At 66.1% G+C, this 20,214-nt stretch carries 17 protein-coding genes and 4 tRNA genes; 9 read left to right on the forward strand and 12 right to left on the reverse strand.

Annotation, left to right across the window (positions count from 1 at the left end):
* Positions 1 to 55: 55 nt before the first annotated feature.
* A complete protein-coding gene (locus HWN72_RS08835; RefSeq protein ID WP_211150047.1) occupies positions 56 to 1,228 on the reverse strand; it encodes a MaoC family dehydratase N-terminal domain-containing protein in 1,173 nt (390 codons plus the stop codon).
* Positions 1,229 to 1,403: 175 nt separating this feature from the next.
* Between HWN72_RS08835 and HWN72_RS08840 the strand changes: the two genes are divergently transcribed.
* Positions 1,404 to 2,354: a nitronate monooxygenase family protein gene (locus HWN72_RS08840; RefSeq protein WP_211150048.1), complete on the forward strand. Its 951-nt coding sequence runs from the start codon at positions 1,404 to 1,406 to the stop codon at positions 2,352 to 2,354.
* On the opposite strand, the gene HWN72_RS08845 is transcribed toward HWN72_RS08840, so the two are convergent.
* The 3 genes from HWN72_RS08845 to HWN72_RS08855 form a co-directional block, all read right to left on the reverse strand.
* Complete coding sequence (locus HWN72_RS08845; protein WP_211150086.1) at positions 2,309 to 2,881, reverse strand: AHH domain-containing protein; 573 nt, start codon at positions 2,879 to 2,881, stop codon at positions 2,309 to 2,311. The two genes, HWN72_RS08840 and HWN72_RS08845, sit on opposite strands and share 46 nt — an antisense overlap.
* Positions 2,878 to 3,633: a hypothetical protein gene (locus tag HWN72_RS08850; RefSeq protein ID WP_248005891.1), complete on the reverse strand. Its 756-nt coding sequence runs from the start codon at positions 3,631 to 3,633 to the stop codon at positions 2,878 to 2,880. The genes HWN72_RS08845 and HWN72_RS08850 overlap by 4 nt, the downstream gene beginning before the upstream one ends.
* 62 nt (positions 3,634 to 3,695) lie before the next feature.
* Positions 3,696 to 4,124, reverse strand: a complete 429-nt coding sequence (locus HWN72_RS08855; RefSeq protein ID WP_211150050.1) for a flavodoxin family protein — start codon at positions 4,122 to 4,124, stop codon at positions 3,696 to 3,698.
* Positions 4,125 to 4,303: 179 nt separating this feature from the next.
* Here HWN72_RS08855 and recJ point away from each other — a divergent pair, with 179 nt between their 5' ends.
* The 4 genes from recJ to HWN72_RS08875 all read left to right on the forward strand — a co-directional run bounded on the left by recJ (position 4,304) and on the right by HWN72_RS08875 (position 6,495).
* Positions 4,304 to 6,103, forward strand: a complete 1,800-nt coding sequence (recJ, locus tag HWN72_RS08860) for a single-stranded-DNA-specific exonuclease RecJ (RefSeq protein WP_211150051.1) — start codon at positions 4,304 to 4,306, stop codon at positions 6,101 to 6,103.
* Between the two features lie 92 nt (positions 6,104 to 6,195).
* Positions 6,196 to 6,271: transfer RNA gene (locus HWN72_RS08865), tRNA-Glu, on the forward strand.
* Between the two features lie 34 nt (positions 6,272 to 6,305).
* Positions 6,306 to 6,380: transfer RNA gene (locus HWN72_RS08870), tRNA-Glu, on the forward strand.
* Positions 6,381 to 6,419: 39 nt separating this feature from the next.
* A tRNA-Glu gene (locus HWN72_RS08875) sits at positions 6,420 to 6,495 on the forward strand.
* A 23-nt stretch (positions 6,496 to 6,518) separates the two neighbouring features.
* Here HWN72_RS08875 and HWN72_RS08880 read toward each other — a convergent pair.
* A complete protein-coding gene (locus HWN72_RS08880; RefSeq protein WP_211150052.1) occupies positions 6,519 to 7,244 on the reverse strand; it encodes an extensin family protein in 726 nt (241 codons plus the stop codon).
* 148 nt (positions 7,245 to 7,392) lie between these two features.
* Positions 7,393 to 8,958 (reverse strand): amino acid permease, encoded by a 1,566-nt coding sequence (locus HWN72_RS08885; protein ID WP_036524351.1) that lies wholly within the window; start codon positions 8,956 to 8,958, stop codon positions 7,393 to 7,395.
* A gap of 187 nt (positions 8,959 to 9,145) precedes the next feature.
* Here HWN72_RS08885 and panB point away from each other — a divergent pair, with 187 nt between their 5' ends.
* Positions 9,146 to 10,015 (forward strand): 3-methyl-2-oxobutanoate hydroxymethyltransferase, encoded by an 870-nt coding sequence (gene panB / locus HWN72_RS08890; RefSeq protein ID WP_211150053.1) that lies wholly within the window; start codon positions 9,146 to 9,148, stop codon positions 10,013 to 10,015.
* A gap of 374 nt (positions 10,016 to 10,389) precedes the next feature.
* Here panB and HWN72_RS08895 read toward each other — a convergent pair whose 3' ends face one another.
* The 5 genes from HWN72_RS08895 to HWN72_RS08915 all read right to left on the reverse strand — a co-directional run bounded on the left by HWN72_RS08895 (position 10,390) and on the right by HWN72_RS08915 (position 18,544).
* Positions 10,390 to 12,168 carry a tetratricopeptide repeat protein gene (locus HWN72_RS08895; RefSeq protein WP_211150054.1) on the reverse strand — a complete coding sequence of 593 codons (1,779 nt, stop codon included), beginning with the start codon at positions 12,166 to 12,168 and terminating at the stop codon, positions 10,390 to 10,392.
* A 51-nt stretch (positions 12,169 to 12,219) separates the two neighbouring features.
* Positions 12,220 to 13,587, reverse strand: a complete 1,368-nt coding sequence (prsR, locus tag HWN72_RS08900) for a PEP-CTERM-box response regulator transcription factor (RefSeq protein WP_008828392.1) — start codon at positions 13,585 to 13,587, stop codon at positions 12,220 to 12,222.
* Positions 13,587 to 15,686 carry an XrtA/PEP-CTERM system histidine kinase PrsK gene (gene prsK, locus HWN72_RS08905; protein WP_248005893.1) on the reverse strand — a complete coding sequence of 700 codons (2,100 nt, stop codon included), beginning with the start codon at positions 15,684 to 15,686 and terminating at the stop codon, positions 13,587 to 13,589. Before prsK ends, prsR begins: the two co-directional genes overlap by 1 nt.
* A complete protein-coding gene (locus HWN72_RS08910) occupies positions 15,686 to 17,071 on the reverse strand; it encodes a TIGR03013 family XrtA/PEP-CTERM system glycosyltransferase (protein WP_008828394.1) in 1,386 nt (461 codons plus the stop codon). The genes prsK and HWN72_RS08910 overlap by 1 nt, the downstream gene beginning before the upstream one ends.
* Positions 17,072 to 17,218: 147 nt before the next feature.
* Entirely contained in the window at positions 17,219 to 18,544 is a 1,326-nt protein-coding gene (locus tag HWN72_RS08915; RefSeq protein WP_211150056.1) for an amidohydrolase, read from the reverse strand.
* A gap of 243 nt (positions 18,545 to 18,787) precedes the next feature.
* On the opposite strand from HWN72_RS08915, the gene HWN72_RS08920 reads away from it, so the two are divergent.
* The 3 genes from HWN72_RS08920 (at position 18,788) to HWN72_RS08930 (ending at position 20,103) form a co-directional block, all read left to right on the forward strand.
* Positions 18,788 to 18,955: a hypothetical protein gene (locus tag HWN72_RS08920; protein ID WP_211150057.1), complete on the forward strand. Its 168-nt coding sequence runs from the start codon at positions 18,788 to 18,790 to the stop codon at positions 18,953 to 18,955.
* A gap of 98 nt (positions 18,956 to 19,053) precedes the next feature.
* Positions 19,054 to 19,752, forward strand: a complete 699-nt coding sequence (locus HWN72_RS08925) for a glutamine amidotransferase (protein WP_008828396.1) — start codon at positions 19,054 to 19,056, stop codon at positions 19,750 to 19,752.
* A gap of 66 nt (positions 19,753 to 19,818) precedes the next feature.
* Entirely contained in the window at positions 19,819 to 20,103 is a 285-nt protein-coding gene (locus HWN72_RS08930; protein ID WP_008828397.1) for a hypothetical protein, read from the forward strand.
* A 16-nt stretch (positions 20,104 to 20,119) separates the two neighbouring features.
* On the opposite strand, the gene HWN72_RS08935 is transcribed toward HWN72_RS08930, so the two are convergent.
* Positions 20,120 to 20,203, reverse strand: a tRNA-Leu gene (locus tag HWN72_RS08935).
* Between the last annotated feature and the right edge of the window lie 11 nt (positions 20,204 to 20,214).

A 20,214-nucleotide genomic window follows, 5' to 3' on the forward strand; every position in this document is an offset into this window, starting at 1 on the left:
GCGGTGACGCGACGGGGGGAGGAGGCGGCCCATGCCGGGGCCGCCTCCTTTCGCGTCACTTCTTCTTGGGCAGTTCGATCTCGGCCACGCCCATGCACATCTTGACGCCCTTCTGATTCTGCATGAGGTGCTTGACCTGAACCATATGGCGCCCGTCCTCGTCTACCATCTTGTCGACCACTTCGGCGGTCTGGATGGTGACGTCGCCGCTAAGGGCAGGACCGCGATAATTGGCGGTCGAGTGCACCACCATGCCCCATTCGCCTGCCCAGCCGGCGAGATAGTCGGTCACCCACGCCCCCATCGAGGCGCCGTAGCCGTAGGCGCGCGGCATACCGATCTTGCGCGCATATTTGGGGAACAAGTGTCCGCGCGACGGGCCGTAGTACGCGCCGTCAGTGAGTTCCGGATTGATCCGCTCCATCACCGGGTCGTTCTCGTGACCCGCCATTTCCTTGGTGAAGCCGAGAGCCTCCAGGTCGATCGTGCGGCGATCGAGGGTGCCCCATACCGTGAACAGGTACGAGCGCCATTCCGTCGTGAAGCTGGCGACGGTGTGGGGTCCGAACACGCGCTCGGGAAGCTGGTCGCCGATATTCACGTCATCCCACCAGCGTTCGCCATGGCCCAGATCGTGCAGCATCCTGATCCAGCCGAACTTGCGCTCCTCGAGCTTCTCGATCTCGGCATCGGTCCATTCCGGCTCCTCGAACTCGGAGGTATCGACGCGCGCGCCGCCTGCCGCCGCGCGGTAGCGGATGGCGGTCGAACGCTGCTTGGCGATCAGTTCGCCGTGCTGGTTGCGGTAATAGTTGTCACCGCGCTGGAAGCAGGTCGGTCCGAACCCGGTGTCCTTGACGCTGTAGTCGTAGGGAATGCGCTCGTTGGTGATGGTATCGCCGCCGAACACGCGCGGGCCGTAGTGCCAGAACTCATCGCCACCGAACAGCAGGTGCGATTCGGCGATGCCGCCCATGCAGGAGGACGACGTGCCGTGGCTGTCGTCCATCACGATCGGAAAACTCTGCGGCGCCACCAGCTTGCCCCAGCGGCTCGCGGCCGCGAAGGCCGGGTCGTAATGGGCGAGGTTCGGATAGTGCATGGCCTGCACCCAGCGCCGGATGTCGTTGTTCCCCAGCGGCTCGCGGATCGGCGAACTGTCGATGACGGTGCCGAGATACTGGTCGATGTCCGAACAATCGAACGTGGCTTCCCCGATATCCGACATGGTGTGCTCCTTCTCCGCTTCCGCCTGTTAATCGACAGTGGTGTCTATTTCAGTCGCCGGCGAACGTCACGCCTGCGTCCGCCAGAAACGCGGGGGCGGTACGGCGGTCTGCACTCGACACCATGGATGGACCGGATTATGCGATGATTTAATCGAACGATTAAACGGAGACGAGATGCCCCTTCCCGCGCTGTCCAAATCTCTGCGCCTGCCCGTGATCGCGGCGCCGATGTTCATCGTCTCCAATCCGGAGCTGGTCATCGCACAAGTGCGCAGCGGGATCGTCGGCAGCTTTCCAGCGCTCAATGCCCGGCCCACAAGCCAGCTCGACGAATGGCTCCACCGTATCACCGAGGAAACCCGGGACTGCGCCGCGCCTTTCGCGGTCAATCTCATCGTCCACCGCACCAACACGCGGCTGGAGGAAGACCTTGCGGTGCTGGAGAAGTGGAAGGTGCCGCTGGTCATCACCTCGCTCGGCGCCAACGTGGAAGTCAACGCGGCGGTGCACGGCTGGGGCGGCATGGTCCTGCACGACGTGATCGACGACATGTTCGCCCGCAAGGCCGTGGAAAAGGGCGCGGACGGCCTGATCGCGGTCGCGGCCGGAGCGGGCGGCCATGCCGGGCCGCAGTCCCCCTTCGCGCTGATGCAGGAGATACGTAGCTGGTTCGAGGGTCCGGTGGCGCTTTCAGGGGCGATCGCGAACGGACGCTCGATCCTTGCCGCGCAGGCTATGGGCGCGGACTTCGCCTATATCGGCACACCGTGGATCGCCACGACGGAAGCCAATGCGGATCAGGCCTACAAGCAGGCGATCGTCGATGGCCACGCCTCCCATATCGTGAATTCCAGCCTGTTCACCGGCGTTCATGGGAACTACCTGCGCCCGTCCATCGTCGCGGCCGGCATGGACCCCGACAATCTTCCGGAAGGGAGCAAGGACCAGATGGATTTCGGCTCGGGCGGCAATACCGCTGCGAAGGCCTGGAAGGACATCTGGGGCGCCGGACAGGGGATCGGAGCCATCCGCTCGATCGAGACCGTCGCGGATCGCGTGGAGGTGCTTACCGCACAGTATCAGTCGGCGAAGGACGAACTGCGCACCCGCACCGGCATGGACTGAGCGAGCGGCGCCACGGCGGCACGCGTGGAACCCCATAGCGCGTCAACCATCGCGTCAAGCTCGGTGAAGTCCACGCCCCCGCCCGACGGATCGCGGCGGTTCAGTTTCAACCGCCGCCGCTGCCCGTCCAGAAGGTAGCGCCGCAACGCCCGCTGCAGCAGATCCAGCCGCATATGGGCCTGCACTGCCGCTCCTTGTGGATCCTTGTCGCGCATTGTCGCCCAGCTGCTCTCGATCTGCCCCACCCGCTCGACCACCAGCGCGCTGTAGAGCCGGTGCGGCCCGCGATGCAGCGGCAGGCCCATGCGTAGCGCGGCGGGCTCGTCACAAGGCAGCAGCAACCCGTTCTCGCGAAAGTCCTCGAACCGATGGCGGTGCCCGCCGATGCTCTCCAGCATCCGCGCGAACGCCGCCTGCCCAAGCAGTTGCCGCGGCAGCAGGTGGTGACGCTGCAGGCCGGGATCGTAGCCAGGTGCGTCGCTTCGATTGACGGCGCGGAAGGAGAGGTATCGCCTGAGTGCGCTCAGCCCTCGTCCTCACGCCATACCAGCACGAGTTTGCCCACCTGCGACGGCTCGACGAGTAGCGCCTTCCCGCCGGCATCGATCCGCAGAGGCTCGGCAATGCGGCCCCGGCGGACAAGTTGGTCGATCACCCGGACCGCAAGTTTTCCGGTATCGGCCGCCGTTTCGTCAGGACGTCCTTCAAGCTGCATTTCCTGCCCGGTGAAATGTGCAAGCCCCCGGCTTATGAGGCTGCCGTCCTCGGCGGTATGCAGCGCCGTCAGACCAAGCGCCGGGAAAGCCCCGCCGCCAAGCCAGTTGAGCACTGTGCGGCAGAAATAGCGGGGATCCATCCATGTCTGCGCAGGCCCCCAGCCGACCGCGCGGACCGGAAGATCGAGCACGAGGTTCGCCGCCAGTCCCATCATCGTGCGCAGAACGGGCTGCAGACCTGCACCAGAGATGATGTGCCCCGATGGAACCAGTTCGATGCACTCGCCCCTGCTCGGCACGGCATCGTCAGCGAACCCGAACCGCTGCTGCGCCTCGACCATCCGCCCCGGAGCACCCGGATCGAGCCCGACGAGGTCGAAAGTCAGGCCGCTGGCCAACAGTTCCAGCCATCCCGCCTCCGGCGCTGGACGATGGCTGATGCTGGCAGGCAAGCCGGAAACGGCCGATGCCTCCATAAGCCGCGCCACGGCATCCGCACCGGGCCGCGCGCCGGGATCGAAGAGCAGGCACAGCCCTGCGGTGCTGTCTGCTCGCTGCGGCATCGGGCGAATAGGCATCATTTCCAGCGTAGCGTCGAGTCCATTCGGCACTGTGCAGCCCTTCCTCAGAAAATCCCCAGTTGCAGCCCTTCAGCCATCGCAGCGCCGAGATCGCGACAAGCATCCAGTTGCGCCTGCGGCACATGTTTTTCGGCCAGTATCGCCTCGGGCGTCTGCGCATCGAGGTTGACGATGAGCGGCTCCGCGACCCGCCGCAGACGCCAGCCGGTGACGATACGATCGATCTGTGCCTGCGCTCCGCGGCCGTCAGACCCGGCCGCGATCGCCGTGGCATAAGGCCTGCCCTCGACCCGGCCCAGCAGCGGATAATAGCAGCGGTCGAACATCTCCTTCATCAAGCCCGTCATCGAACCCAGGTTCTCCGGACAAACGAAGACATAGCCGGAAGCCGCAAGCAAGTCCTCGGCAGATACCTCGGAAACGGTGATCAGGCGCGCATCGTCGCCCGCGCCAAGATGCAGCGCCTCGGCCATGGCGCGCGCTGCGCCGGTACGACTGTGCCAGAGTATAGCGAGCAGAGAATCAACAGCCCTTGTTGCCTTTCCTCATCATAGCCCGAAGCCCGCCTTGCATGCCACCCAGGCCCGAAATGCGGGGATCGACATAGGCCCGCCACTTCCCGCCGAACAACGCCTGCGGTAACGCGGACCTCATGGAATCACGATCCGCCTGTGTCTTCGGGATCGACCGCTCGCTGACCGGCAAGGCCTGGCACTGGCGCGGCGGCAATATGGACCTCTCCGATGACCTCGGCAGAGGCCCGGCCGGTCTCGAAGACGATATCGTCACTCAGCTCCTGCTCTCGCGCGGCGTCGCTCGCGAGGATCTGGAGCGCCATCGCAATCCCAGCCTTCGCGCCTTCCTGCCCGACCCCTCGGCATTCCGCGACATGGACGCGGCAGCCGAGCGGCTCGCCCAGGCGGTGCTGACGGGCGAGACCGTGACGGTATACGGTGATTACGACGTCGACGGCGCAACGAGCGCGGCGCTGCTGATCCTCTTGATGCGAGCCCTCGGCCATCCCGCTCGCTACTATATCCCGGACCGCCTGCTCGAAGGCTATGGTCCTTCCGGCGAGGCGCTGGTGCGCATCGCGAGCGAAGGCTCCAGCCTGATCGTCACCGTGGACTGCGGCGCGATGGCGCACGAAGCGCTCGACATGGCGCACGAAGCGGGTGTCGATGTCATCGTCGTCGACCACCACAAGTGTTCGCCCGTACTGCCCCGCGCCACTGCGCTGGTGAACCCCAACCGCCTCGACGAGGACGACCTGGCCGCTTCCCACGGCCACCTCGCAGCCGTCGGCGTCGCTTTTCTCCTGGCCGTCGCGACCGTGCGCACGCTGCGCAAACGCGGGTTCTTCGAAAATCGCCGCGAACCTGACCTGTTCGCCCTGCTCGACCTCGTGGCACTCGGAACTGTAGCGGATGTCGCCGCCCTTCACGGCCTGAACCGTGCATTGGTGGCACAGGGTCTCAAGGTGATGGCCAAGCGCGACAACATCGGCATGTCGGCACTCATCGACGCCAGCCGCCTCGGCCGGGCACCAACGTGCAGCGACCTCGGTTTCGCGCTCGGCCCGCGCATCAATGCCGGCGGGCGTGTTGGCGAATCGACCCTCGGCGTTCGCCTCCTCACCACGACCGATGCCGACGAGGCACGCGATATCGCCGCGCAGTTGTCCCGCCTGAACGACGAACGCCGCGCTATTGAACAGGCTGTACAGGAAATGGCCGAAGCGCAGATCGATCGGCAGCACAACCGCTCCGTCGTCGTCTGTGCGGGCGACGGCTGGCACCCGGGTGTCATCGGCATCGTCGCGGGACGCATCAAAGAGAAAACCGGCAAGCCGGCTCTCGTCATCGCGCTGGGGGCGGACGATGCGGGTAACGGCAAGGGCTCCGGCCGCTCGATCCCCGGCGTGGACCTGGGCGCCGCGATCATCGCCGCGCGCGAGGCCGGCTTCCTGGAGGCCGGCGGCGGGCACGCCATGGCCTGCGGCCTCACCATTGCGCCGGATAAGCTGGATGCCCTGTCGGAATGGCTGGACGAACACCTTGCCGCCGATGTCTCCCGCGCGAGCGCCAATCGCAGCGTACTGCTCGATCTGGCTCTTTCCCCCGGCGGCCTCGTACCCTCGCTCGTGGAGACGCTGGAGAGCGCCGGGCCTTACGGCATGGGCTGGCCCGGCCCGCGCGTGGCCGTCGGCCCCGTCCGCATCGTCAAGGCGGACGTCGTCGGAGCCGACCACTTGCGCCTGATCGTTTCCGGACCCGACGGCGGACGGTTCAAGGCCATGGCCTTCCGCATCGCCGAAACCGAGATGGGCCAAGCCCTTCTGCACGCTGCACAAGGCCGCAAGCTGTGGCTGGCCGGGCGTGCGAAGATCGACGACTGGGGCAGCCGCCCGGCGGCGGAACTGCACCTTGATGACGCGGCTTTCTGCGACTGAAACGAAAGGTTCAAAAAAGTTTCCAGATAAGGGTTGACCACCCTTGGACCCACCGTTAGAGGGCCGGTCCTGCCTCCGGCGCAACCCGGTTTGGCCCCTTCGTCTAGCGGTCTAGGACGCGGCCCTTTCACGGCTGAAACACGGGTTCGATTCCCGTAGGGGTCACCATCGGTTACGGTGGGAGGTAACAAAACGGCTTCATGGCCCCTTCGTCTAGCGGTTAGGACGCGGCCCTCTCACGGCTGAAACACGAGTTCGATTCTCGTAGGGGTCACCATCCGGACTTTTCCGGAAAAGTCGTTTGAAATGGCCAGATGGCCCCTTCGTCTAGCGGTCTAGGACGCGGCCCTTTCACGGCTGAAACACGGGTTCGATTCCCGTAGGGGTCACCATTTCCCTTTTCGCGTCCCCTAACTCATCGACAGGTTGACCATCCCCCGGCGCGTTTCGCCTGGTCGAGATGCAGGTGATCGGCATGAGCCGCGTTGTAGTCGGGCGACAGCACGGTAGAGAAGCTGCGACAGGCAGCATCCCGTACGTCATGCAGGAAGCGCGACGTCGCCGCGTCCTTTCCAGTCCAATCCTTCGCCACGCTTATCCGGCTTCCGTCCGCCAATACGAAGCTGGCGATATCGATGGCGTTGCCGGTGGCATGCTCACTCCAGTTGCCGCGTTCACCGCCGCCGATCCGGCGACAGCTTGCGGTGCCAAGATGTTCGATGCGCACCACCTTCTGACGGAATACCGCCTCTGCGGCAGGCTGCACGCCATGTCTTATCCAGCGGGCAAGTCCGGCGTCGACCGCACACGTCGCCTGACCGCCCTGAGGACGTAATAGGGTCCCAAGGCGCGCTGGTGCGCCCAGGACCTGCCGATCGTCTCTGAGACATGCCCCGTTGCCAGCCCCGGGCAGTGCAGGCGCATTCACCCCGGCGCTGTCGAGAAAAGCCCGGCACACGGCCCGGCTGGACCGCAGCGCTGCGAACTTGCGCCCGGTTGCCCATCCGTCGGGCTCGGCAAGCGTCAATGGCGCACGGGGATCGTGTTCTGGATGATCATGCAGCCAAGCCAGGCCTACCAGTACGAACGAGGCGGCCAGCAGCACGGCAAAGGCGAACTGGTCGAAGCGGGAAAGGACCATGCAACCAACAAGTCGTGCACGCGGACTTCGTTGCCGCCTGTCGGCAAAGCTGTGGAAAACCTAGGGATAGACCGGCATGAGCGGGGCATAAGAAAAGGGGAGAGCACCAAGCTGCCCTCCCCTCCTTCATAATTGCTTGCCGCGCCGATCAGGAGATCGGCGGCACCGGCTGCGGAGGCACGTCGGTATCCTCCTCGTGAACCTCGACGAGGCCCCGGCCCACGTGGCTCTTGCGGTAGCCGTAGGCGAAATAGAACACGAGGCCGATCGCGCCCCAGATCGGCAGCACCAGCATCGCTTCGGTCGGCAGGTTGAAGAACAGCGTCACGCAACCGATGATCGCGATCGGCGCCACGACCCACACCAGCGGTGTGCGGAACGGACGATGGCGATGCGGATCACGCACGCGCAGGATCAGCACCGCGACCGACACCATCAGGAACGCGAAGAGCGTGCCCGAGTTGGAGATGTCCGCCAGCTGGCCGACAGGCAGCAGCGCCGCGGCGATCGCCACGAAGACGCCGGTGATCAGGGTGACGATGTGCGGCGTCTTCCACTTGGGGTGAATGGTCGCCAGCTTCTCCGGCAACAGACCGTCGCGCGCCATCACGAAGAAGATGCGGGTCTGACCGTAGAGCATCATAAGGATGACCGAAGGCAGCGCCAGGTTCGCTGCGAGGCCGATGAGGTCCCCCGCGCGGGTGTAGTTGATCGAGCGCAGGACGTGCGCCAGCGCTTCCTGCGAGCATACCAGCGGCTGGCTGCCCTTGGCGGCGAGCGCCGCGCACTGCGCGGTGAACTCTGCCGAGCCGGGCTGCGTGCCCAGCGCGGTCGGCTGGGCGCCGATGGCACCGATCGCGCCGGCTGCGACGAGCAGGTAGAACACGGTGCACAGCGCGAGGCTTCCAATCAGGCCGATCGGCACGTTGCGCTGCGGGTTCTTCGTCTCTTCCGCAGCGGTCGAAACCGCGTCGAAGCCGACATAGGCGAAGAAGATGGAAGAAGCGGCCCCGACTATGCCGAGACCGCTGGTGCCGGCCGGTCCGAACCAGCCATTGGGTGCGAAGGGTGCGAAATGCTCGGTATTGAGCACCGGCAGCGCAAGGATGACGAACATCGTCAGCGCCGCCACCTTGATCGCGACCAGAACCGCGTTGAAGGTCGCGCTTTCCTTGGTGCCCAGCATCAGCAGGAAAGTCACCGCGAGTGCCACGACCACGGCGGGCACATTGATGATGCCGCTGGAGAAGTCGACGCCGGTGAGCGACCACGTCGGCCCGGCCGCCAGCATCGCCGGTAGCTCGAACCCCGTCAGACTTTTGAGCAGGCCCATGAAGTAGCCGGACCAACCGACGGAGACCGCCGAAGCCGCGACGGCGTATTCAAGGATCAGCGCCCAGCCGACCATCCAGGCCAGCACTTCGCCGACGACGGCATAGGAGTACGTGTAGGCCGAGCCCGAAACCGGCACCATCGAGGCCAGTTCCGAATAGCAAAGCGCCGCGACGGCGCAGACCGCGCCGGCGATGATGAAGCTCCACATCATGCCGGGACCGGCCTTCTGCGCAGCTGCGGCAGTGAGCACGAAGATACCGGTGCCGATGATGGCGCCGACGCCCAGAAGCGTCAGTTGGACAGGACCCAGTGATCGGTGAAGAGATTTCTTTTCCGCCGTCGCCAGAATGGCGTCGAGCGGCTTTACGCGTCCGAACATTTGGACCCCCGAATTGCGAATGACGGGAGGCTAACGACAAGCAGCCGCTTGGCAAGAGCCCCCTGTGCTAAATTCCCCAGCATTGTAATATTCTTACAACAATCCGGTATATCCGGTGCGAGTCACAATCGCACGGGCCATCCTTGAGATTTGCCGGGGACCAGATCGGGCGCTAGAAGCCGCAGCCATGTCCACGACCTTCCAGATCGACACCGCGACCAGCCGCGCAAACCCCACTCCGGCGCCGATGAAGCGCCTGACGATTCCGGCGATTCGCCGCCGCAAGAAGGACGGCGTGACCGAAGAACCGATCGTCATGCTGACGGCCTACACGGCCCGGCAGGCGCAGTTGCTCGACGCGCATTGCGACCTCCTGCTCGTCGGCGACAGCCTCGGTCAGGTGATCTATGGATTGCCCTCCAGCGTGCCGGTGACATTGGAGATGATGATCGCCCACGGCGCCGCCGTCGTGCGTGGCAGCTACCATGCCGCCGTCATCGTCGACATGCCCTTCGGCACTTACGAGCAGTCGCCCCAGCAGGCCTTCGCCAATGCATCGAGGCTGCTGAAGGAAACCGGCTGCGCGGGCGTGAAGCTCGAAGGCGGAGCGGCGATGGCGGAAACGGTGCGCTTCCTGAACGAGCGCGGCATCCCCGTACAGGGTCACATCGGCCTGACCCCGCAGGCGGTGAACGTGCTCGGCGGCTACAATGCGCGCGGCCGCAGCGAGGCCGAGGCGGCCAAGATCGTCGCCGATGCCAAGGCGCTCGACGAAGCCGGGGCGTTCTCGATCGTGATCGAGGGCGTCGTCGAGACGATCGCCATCGAGGCCACCCGCGCCATCGCCTGTCCCAGCATCGGGATCGGCGGCTCGGCGCAGTGCGACGGGCAGGTGCTGGTTACCGAGGACATGCTCGGCATGTTCGAGCGGGTGCCGCGCTTCGTGAAGAAGTATGCCGAAATGGGCTCGGTGGTTTCGGAAGCGGCCGCGCAGTACGCTGCGGAAGTGCGCGATCGCAGCTTCCCCGGCATCGAACAGACTTACCAGCCGAAGTGACCGGGTCTGATTGACCCACGCGAAACCAGCTTTTCCGGTTTCACCCGTTGCGGTGGTTTATCCTCCCTGTCGCGCAGCGATGGGGAGGGGACCGCCCGCGCAACGGGTGGTGGAGGGGTAGAGCCCCCTCCGTCAGCCGTGCAGGCTGCCACCTCCCCATTGCTTCGCAACAGGGAGGATGAACTACCGCTCACCACCCCAATCAGACCACCCACCCCGCTCAGCCTGAACCTGTCGAAGGCCCCGAGGCAGGGCGTAAGGTTCCCTATGCTTCGACAAGCTCAGCATGAACGAGGTGGGTTGGGCAACGTCCATTTCCCACCCACTCAGCTGCAGTCGCCGTCGAAAATACGGCACGCAAGCATGCTCGGCGCCTACCGCGCCGCCCTGCCCTGCAGCCGGCGCCGGGCCTCGGCGACGGGCGCAGTATTGCCGAGCAGCGCCTGCGCCTTGTCGAGCAGCGCCCGCGCTTGTGGGGCATCGTCCCCGCTTGCCGCATAGCTGTAACCCAGGGCCTGCGCCGCAAGCGGATTCGATCGCTGGAGGCGATAGGCCGCGAGCGCATTCTCGCGCGCAGCGGCGAGGTCTCCGGTGCCCGCCTCTGCCATCGCAAGGTCTGCGCGCAGGTCCACGTCGCCCTCGCCGCCGTTGTTGCGCAGCCACGCGAGGATCGTCCGGGCGCGTCCCAGGTCGCCCGCGCCGACCGCCAGTTCCGCCGCCGCGCACAAGGCCGGACGACTGGTCGGGTTCTGGCCGAGGTAAGCGGCGACCAGTTCGCGCGCGCCCTTTTGGTCGTGCGCCATCGCATAGGCCGCGAACCGGCGCTCGAAGAGGCTTTCCGGCAGCCGGATCTGCGAGGCCAGCGCATAGCGCTCCTGCGCCTCGGCGGCATGGCCCAGCGCCAATTGCACGTCGCCTGCGAGGGCCTGCGCATCGTAGAATCCGGGGTCGGACCGGCGCAGCGCCTCCGCTGCGACTTGCGCCTCGCCGGTCTGGCCAAGGTGCAGCAACTGGCCGATGCGGCCGCTCTCGCCCAGTACCCGAAGCTGCGCGCCCTGCCCCCTCGCCGCCCGATCAAGCAACTCCCCTGCATGCTGGCGATCGCCGAGGACTTCCCACGCCCGCGCCACGGTGGTGAGCATGTAGGGCGAGGCGTCACCGTCGGCGATGTCGTCGGCGAAGCGCAGGATGGCATAGCGGTACTGGCCCGCCATGACGATCGCGCGCAGCAGCAGTTCGCGGGCGTGCATATTGTCCGGGCGCAGCCGCAGCGCCGCTTCGAGCGCATCGGCCGCCGCTTCCGGGTTGTCGGCAGCGATCTCGGTGATGCCGCGCAGGATGAGCACGGCGGGCTGGTCGTCGAGCTTGCCCTTTGTCCGCGCCAGCAGCCCGCGCGCGAGGCCGTAGTTGCCCGCCCTCGCCGCCAGCACCGCCTGCAGGTAGAAGGCGCGCGGGTTCTTCGGACTGAGTTCGAGCACGCGCCGGGTGATCGTCAGGCATTCGCTCGCGTGGCCCAGTTCGCCCAGCGTCGCGGCATATTCGAGCAGGACCGAGACGTCCTTGGGATCGTGCGTGATCGCGCTCTCAAACCACGGGATCGCAGCCAGCAGGCCATAGCGATCGCGCACCAGCTGACCCCGGAATTCCAGCGCGCGCACGTTGCCCTCGTCTAGTTTCAGCGCGCGGTCGGCCGCCTCGATCGCCAGCAGGTGCTCGCCGCCCGCATAGCGCAGGCGCCCGACCTCGACCCAGAGCCCGGCATCGTTCGGGGTGATCGCCAGTGCCCGGTCGTAGGCACGTCCGGAAGCCGGAAGGTTGCCGTCGAGCCGCTCCAGCAGCCCCAGGGCGCGCCAGCCCTCGGCGGCGCTGGCCTCGGTGAACTCGCCGCGGGCAAGATAGGGCCGCGCGCGGTCGCGGCGGCTTTGCGCGAGCAATGCCTCGCCCATGTAGGCGTTGACCTCTGGCGGTGCGGCTCCCTGTTCGAGCGCCGCGCGCAGCTTCATTTCCGCGTCGATGCCGTCTCCCCGGGCGATGGCCTTGCGGCCTTGCCCGATGAGCTTGTCGGCGCGGGAAATCTCGCCGACGGCAACCGGCGTCGCGGTCGTCAGCACCAGCGAGAAGCACACGGCCAGCACCAGCAGCGGCGGTATCACCGCCGCGCCCCACCTGACAAATCTCCAGAAACGCCCCCCGCGCATCGAAGATCAGGACGGCTGCAAGTCGTACTGCTTGAGCAGGTCGTACAGCGTCGGCCGGCTGATCCCGAGCATCTTGGCAGTGCTGGAAATGTTGCCCTCGCTACGGGCGAGAGCATGGCGGATGACCTTGCGGTCCGCCGCCTCGCGCGCGGTCTTGAGGTTCAGCGCCGTCGCCACCTGCTCGTCGGGACCGGCCAAGTCGAGGTCGCCGGCACAGACCAGCTTCTCGTCCGCCATGATCACCGCGCGCTTCACGCGGTTCTCCAGCTCGCGCACGTTGCCGGGCCAGCCCCAGGCATCGATCGCCGCCAGCGCATCGGCGGAAAAGCCCCGCACGCGCGGGTTCATCTCCTTGGCGTAGCGGGTCAGGAATGCCTTCGCCAGCAGTGTCGGATCGCCCGGCCGCTCGGCGAGGCCGGGGATGCGCACGACGATCTCGGCGAGGCGATAGAACAGGTCTTCGCGGAACCGCCCTTCGGCGATCATCCCCTCGAGGTTCTGGTGCGTGGCGCAGACGACGCGGGTATCGACCGGGATCGACTGGCGGCTGCCGACGCGCTCGATCACGCGCTCCTGCAGAAAGCGCAGCAGCTTGACCTGCAGTTGCAGCGGAATGTCGCCGACTTCGTCGAGGAACAGGGTGCCCCCCGCCGCCTGCTCGATCTTGCCCGGCGTGGTCTTCACGGCGCCGGTGAAGGCGCCCTTCTCGTGCCCGAACAGCTCGCTTTCGAGCAGGTTCTCCGGGATCGCCGCGCAGTTGATCGCCACGAACTCGCGCTTGGCGCGGCCGCTGGCCTCGTGGAGCCCGCGCGCCAGCAGTTCCTTGCCGGTGCCGCTCGCTCCCAGCAGCATCACCGAGACGCTGGTATTCGCTACGCGCTCTATGGTGCGCGCCACTTTCACCATTTCCGGCGCGGCGGTGATCATCCGGCCGAGGACTTTCTCGTCCTTCTCCACCTTGCCGGCGAGGCGGCGGTTCTCTTCCTCGAGCCGGTGCAGGTGGAGCGCGCGGCGCACGATGTGACCGAGCGCATCGATGTCGACCGGCTTCTGGTAGAAGTCGTAGGCCCCGCGCGCGATCGCCTGCAGCGCGCTTTCCCGCGCCCCGTGGCCCGATGCGACGACGACCTTGGTGTCGGGCTTGAGCGCCATGATCTCGTCGAGGATCGCAAAACCCTCGGTGGTGCCGTCCGGGTCCGGCGGCAGGCCGAGGTCGAGCGTCACCACGTCCGGCATCTCCGAACGCAGCAGCGCGATGGCGCTGGCGCGGTCCCCGGCGACGAAGACCTCGAAATCCTCGTAGGCCCACTTGAGCTGTGCCTGAAGCCCGGCGTCGTCCTCGACGATGAGCAGCTTGGGCAGAGATTCAGTCATCAGGCCACCTTCTCGGCGTAGTTCGGATAGATGTCGGTCGCCGCCGCCAGCGGCAGGCGCACCGTGAAACGAGAGCCCAGCCCTTCGCGCGATTCGACGTCGAGACGGCCGCGCATCGCGCGCACCAGCTCGCGCGCCTCGAAGGCGCCGATGCCGAAGCCGCCCGACTTGGTCGAGACGAAGGGCTTGAACAGGCGGTTGCGCACGAAGTCGGCGCTCATGCCGGTGCCGCTGTCGAGCACCTCGAAGCGGGCGTTGATCCCTTCGACCACGAGCGACAGGAACACCGGGCTCTCCGGCTCGCTGGCATCGACGGCATTCTGGACGAGGTGGACGAGCACCTGCTCCAGCGAATGCCGACTGGCGGTGACCATGATGTCGCGCGATTCGGCGAGGACGACCTGCGGGCTGTCCTTGAAGCGTTCCATGACCAGCCCGAGCACCTCGGTCGCGGCCACCTGCTCGACCCGGTCCACGCCGCCCGAACCGTAGCGCGAGAGCCGCGCCAGCAGGGCATTCAGCTTGTCCGAGGAATTGCGCAGCGTCACCAGCATGTCGGCACGGAAGGCGGGTTTTTCCGCGTGAAGTTCGGCATTGCGCGCCAGCAGGCTGAACTGGCTGGCGAGGTTCTTGATGTCGTGCATCACGAAGGCGATGCGACGGTTGAAGTCCTCGAACCGCGCGGATTCGGCGAGCGCGAGCTGGCTGGCATTCTCCGAGAGATAGCTTGCTACCTGCTGGCCGATGACGCGCAGGAGGTCGAAGTCCTCCCAGTCGAACTTGCGCGCCAGTTGCGGCCGGGCCAGCACCACCATGCCGACGAGGCGGTCGTAGTGAACAAGCGGGATCAGCGCCCAGGCGCGCGGGTGGTCGATCAGCCAGTTCGGGATCGTGGTTCCGCTCTCACGACCCGCGCGCACATCGTCGAGATCGGCGATATAGCCGGTGCGCTCGAAATGGGCGATGTCCTGCACCGGGATCGCGACTGCGGGCACCTCGATCTCGCGCCAGTTCCAACGGGCGGCAAGGGTCAGTTCGCCGTGCTCACCGGGGGTAAGGAGCAGGCCCGCCGGGCTCTCAAAGACATCGGCCATCGATTGGACGACGCGCTCGCCGAGGGCCGCGCTCTGGTCGGAGCCGATGGTGCGGGTGAAGCGCAGCCATTCCTCGCGATAGTCGTAGCGGTGCTGGAAGAAATGCTTGGCGAGGATGACCTTGAACCACGACCGCACCCGCCGCGAGGGCAGCACGACCAGGGCGAAGGCGCTGCCGAGCGTCAGGAAAGCCAGTTCCACCAGCCGCGCGAAGTTGCCGCCCGCGTAGGACAGCCACTGCGCCACAGCCACCATGGCGACGAGGTAGACGCCGATCACCAGCAGCGAGAACGTCTGGAACGTGACCGCCCGCGACGGGCGCAGGCGCAGGTCGTTGCGGTTCTTCGCACCGCCGATTGCGATGCAGACGGCCATGGCGATGGCGGCAACGCCTCGAATGGCCGCAATCTCGTAAGGCCAGTTTCCGGCCAGGTAGGCGATGGTGTAAAGATTGAGGTCGAAGGCCCAGAGCACTGCCAGCCCCATCGCCGGCCAGCGCAAAGCCGCCCGCGATTCGCGCGGCGCCCCCGCGTAGAGATTGTGCGCAAGGACGAGCCCGCCAACCGTCACCAGCAGGCGGAACATCACGTTGAACTGGAATGCGAAGTCGAGGACATCGCGGTCTATCTCCAGCCGCGACAGGCCGGAATTGACGGCAAAGTGAAGGATTTCGACCGCACCGAGCGCGAAGATCACTGGGCGGATCGGCGCAACACTGGCATCACGTCCGTCGCTGGCGAAGAGGCGATAGACCACGACCAGCCATGCAAGATTACGCGCACTCTCGGACAGCGCGGGCAGGAACGTCACTTCCGGCGTGCCGATGCCGAAGGCACAGGCAAGGCTCCACAAGGCCGTGAACAGCAGCGCGACGACCATGGCCGTGCCCGCAGCGCCGAACCGGTCGCGGCGGGAGAACAGCCAGATTGCGATGCTCGCCAGGGCGATGGCCCCCGTCAGGTCGAGCCCGACGCCCATCGTCGCCCAGACGGCGGAGGCCTTCATCATCGCGCGCCCTCGCTCCAGAGCACCACGCGCAAGGTCTGGAGAATGATCAGGAAGTCGAGGAAAGGCGTGTAGTTCTTGGCGTAATAAAGATCGTATTCGAGCTTGTTGCGCGAATCCTCGATCGAGGCGCCGTAAGGGTAGTTGATCTGCGCCCAGCCGGTGATGCCCGGCTTCACCATGTGGCGCTCGGCGTAATAGCGCAGTTGATCCTCAAGATCGGCGACGAACTCCGGGCGCTCGGGGCGCGGGCCGACGAAGCTCATTTCGCCCTTCAGGACGGTCCAGGCCTGCGGCAGTTCGTCGATGCGGACCTTGCGGATGAACTTGCCGATGCGGGTGACGCGCGGGTCGTCCTTCGATGCCCACTGCGCGCCCGCAGCCTCGGCATCGGTGCGCATGGAACGCAGCTTGATGACGTCGAAATGCTGGCCGAACAGGCCGACGCGCGGCTGGCGATAGAAGGCCGGTCCCCGGCTATCGACTTTCACCAGGAGCGCGAAGATCAGGATGACCGGCGCTGTAACCGCCAGCAACAGCAGGCTGACGGCGATGTCGAACACGCGCTTGGCCGCGCTGGAAATCGCCCGGCCGGACGAAAAACCATCGGAGAAGATCAGCCAGCTCGGGTTGACGGTGTCGAGATCGACGCGGCCGGTCTCGCGCTCCAGGAAGCTGGAGAACTCGTTGACGTGGACGCCCGCCGTCTTGATGCGCAGCAGGTCCTTCAATGGCAGCGCGTTGCGCCGCTCCTCCAGCGCCAGCACCACTTCGCTGACGCCGAGGTTCTCGACGTAGCGGGTCAGGTTGTTGATGGCCGAGCGGGAGATGGCCTCCTCGACCACCGGCACACTTTCGCTCATTGCAACATAGCCGACGATGACGAAGCCGCTCTCGGGACGCTCTCCCAGCACTCGCAGGCGCTGCGCACGCTCGCCCGCACCGAGCACGAGCACCCGGCGGCGAAACGCGCTGGTGCCGAGGAAACCGCCCAGCAGCAGCCGGTTGAAGATCATCAGCACGATCGCGAAGGCCATCGAATAGGCCAGCGTCGAGCGCCAGAAATTCTGCCCGCCGACAAGAAAATCCACGAAGGACAGCGCAATGACACCGAGCGAGATCGCCACCAGCAACCGCGCCGCGGCGAACCGCATTGATCGCAGCGCGTCGGCTCCATAGACGCCTACCGCCACCATCGACAGCGAGATCACCGCGGCAAAGGCGCCATGCGCGATAAGCCGGTCGGCCAGCGGCGCCGGGTCGATACCGATCTGCTGGGCGCGCAGCCGCCATGATGTCTCGTTGGCCGCCGCCAGCAACAGCACGTCGACCAGCCAGAGCAGCACCACGGCATGCGGGATATAGTGTTTGAACAGACGAATCATCGTCGCTTGCGCCATCCTTCGTGGCCGAATTCCGGCACTCGAACGATGGCCTAAGCTAAAGGCGTAAAATGTCGGTTACCTTGACAGGTGTGCCAATAAAATCAGTATTTTTGCCGAAAACCTGGAACACTGCGCTGTCGGAGCGCCTTACATCCCCTGCTTCGCCATAAGGCGCAGCGCCGTCAGCGTGAGGGCCTGTGCGCCCGAGGCGATCACCTTGTCGGCCTGCGGTGCCCAGAACGGACTGTGCAGCGAGGGCATCGACGGACCACCGGCCTTGGCTGCCGCCAGCTTGGCGGGATCGGCACCGCCGACCCAGAAGATCACCGACTTGATGCGCGCTTCATCGGCCCGGCGAAACTCGCCGAAATCCTCACCGCCCATCGCCGAAGGGGTGATCACCACGTTGTCCGCACCCATTTTCCCCTTGAGGTCGGCGACGGCCTCCTCGGCGAACTCGGGCGTGTTCCAGGTCGCGCGGGTGTGTGGCTCCTTGATCTGGATCTGCGGCATCAGGTCGTCCGGCAGGCCCGATGCGATCGCCTCCCCGCGCGCGACGCGGGCGATGCCGTCGAGCAGCCGCTGGCGCGTCTCGTCGGAATAGCTGCGCACCGTCAGTTCCAGCTTCGCCTGATCGGAAATGATGTTGTGCTTGGTCCCGGCGTGGAAAGAGCCGACCGTCACCACCACCGGGTCGAGCGGATTGGTCTCGCGGCTCACCAGCGTCTGCAGCTTCATCACGATCGCGCTGGCGAGCACGATCGGGTCGCGCGTGGTCTGCGGATAGGCGCCGTGCCCGCCGACCCCGCGCACGAGCATGTCCACGCTGTCCACATTGGCGAGCGCCCAGCCCTTCGCCGCGCCGACGACACCGGCGGCAAGCTCAGGCGTATCGTGGAAGGCCAGCGTGTAATCCGGCTTGGGAAAGCGCGTGTAGAGCCCGTCCTTGAGCATCTCCAGCGCGCCCAGCCCCATCTCCTCGGCCGGCTGGCCGATCATGACCAGCGTGCCCGACCATTCGCCCTTGCGCGCGGCCATGAGACGCGCCGTTTCGATCCAGGCGGTCATGTGCGTGTCGTGGCCGCAAGCATGCATGATGCCGCTTTCCACGCCCGCCGTGGACGTGCCGCGCCTGGTTGACGCGAAGGGCAGCCCGGTCTGCTCGACAACCGGCAGCCCGTCCATGTCCGCGCGGATGAGGACGGTCGGCCCCGGCCCGTTCTTCAGGACCGCGACTATGCCGGTGCGTCCGACCTTCTCGGTGACCGTGAAACCCGCCTTGCGCGCGGCATCGGCCATGATCTTCGCACTGCGCACTTCCTGAAAGCTGAGTTCGGGATTGGCGTGTAGATCGCGATAAGTCTCCATCAGCCCCGGCAGGTCAAGCGCCACTGTATCGGCAACGGGCTCTGCCATTGCAGGCAGGGAAACGCTCGCAAGAGCGCAGGCGGATGCAAGGAGAACGGCACGCATGAGCGAAAGCTACGTCAGCCCCGCCAGCTCCGCAATCGGCGTGAAGTTTTTCTCATAGGCCCGATAGAAACTCCGTATCGACATTCTCTACCAAATGAATAGATTGACCCTCGAAGCGCAGGGTTCGCCTGTTCTTCCGCGGCATTTGATGGCTGTCAGCTTGCTCCGCGTCACCAACCGCTAAAGCGCACGAAACCCCAAGGCGACAACGCCGGGCTTCGTGCCTCCCGATGGAGATACGAAATGTTCAACTCGATCCCCCGCATCACCTCGCAAGTCCTGCGTGCCCGGCCCAGCACCGACGCACGCCTACCGCACCCCTCGTGGCGCGGCGGCGCCGATTCGCCGCCGGGAGGCGGCGCGGCCACGATCCGCAGCGCGGGCGACTTCTGGTCCCGCCTCGGCCTGTGATGCTTCTGCAATGACCCCATCGGGCGGCATCGGAATCCGCATCTCTCCAGCCGGAGTTCGATGTCGCCCGTTAACATCACTTGTGACACAGTAGGCCCGTGAAGACCGCGCTCATCATCCGCCACGTTCCCCACGAAGGGGTCGCAGGCTATCGCAAGCCCATCGAGGACGCCGGCTACGAAGTCAGCCGGATCGACGTCACCGACCCGGAATTCTCAACCCTCGATCTGCGCGAGCCGGACCTGCTCATCATGATGGGCGGGCCGATGGGCGTCTACGAGCAGGACCGTCATCCCTGGATCGGCTGCCAGCTACGCCGCCTTGCTATGCGACTGGAGGCGGACCGTCCGACGCTGGGCGTGTGCTTCGGCGCGCAGATGATGGCCAGCGCGCTCGGCGCCAGGGTGTTTCCCGGCCCGGCGAAGGAAGTCGGCTTCCACCCCGTTCAGGTTCACGAGCACGCCGCCGACAGCCCGCTGCGCCATGTGCGCGAAGTGCCGGTGCTGCACTGGCACGGCGACACGTTCACCAAGCCGGAGGGCGCGGAATTCCTGGCCTCGACCTCGCTTTACGAGCATCAGGCGTTCCGCCGGGGCCGCAATCAGCTGGCGTTGCAGTTCCATGCCGAAATGGGCGAGGACCCGCGCTTCGACGCCTGGATCGACCAGTGGCCCGAAGCCGTCGTCGAGGCGGGAGGCTGCCCTCAGGCACTCCGCCAGCGACACGACGAACTCGGCCCCGGCGCGGTTGCGGCGGGGCGCGCGATGATCGCTGACTGGCTGCAGGGCCTGAACTAGCCGTACCGCCCGATTCGCGCGACGCTCCGGCTGGCGGCGGGGGCTTAGCAGGATTACTCTGCGGCCATGGCTGACGGCATTCCCACGCGGCGCTCGATGAACTGGCGCACCTTGCCCCCCACACTCGCCCGCGCGCTGGCGGGATTCTTCCCGGTCGGCGTCTTCGCGCTAGTCCTGCTGTGGATGATGGGCGAGTGGGGCGTCCTTGGCGGCATGATCGCAGGAACCGTGCTCGGCGCCGTGGCCGCCTGGGCGCTGACGCGGCTGATCGCAGCCTACCCGCTGGTGCAATGGTTAGCGGCCATCGTCGTCGCGCTGTTGCTGGTCCTCGTCATCGCCTCATTGTTCTGAGGACGATCGAAGGAAGTGGTGCCCCTGGCCCGACTCGAACGGGCACGCCTTTCGACAAACGATTTTGAGTCGTTCGCGTCTACCATTCCGCCACAGGGGCACGGAAACGAG

Origin of the sequence: Novosphingobium sp. HR1a (assembly GCF_015594425.1) — a bacterium.
GTDB lineage: Bacteria > Pseudomonadota > Alphaproteobacteria > Sphingomonadales > Sphingomonadaceae > Novosphingobium > Novosphingobium resinovorum_A.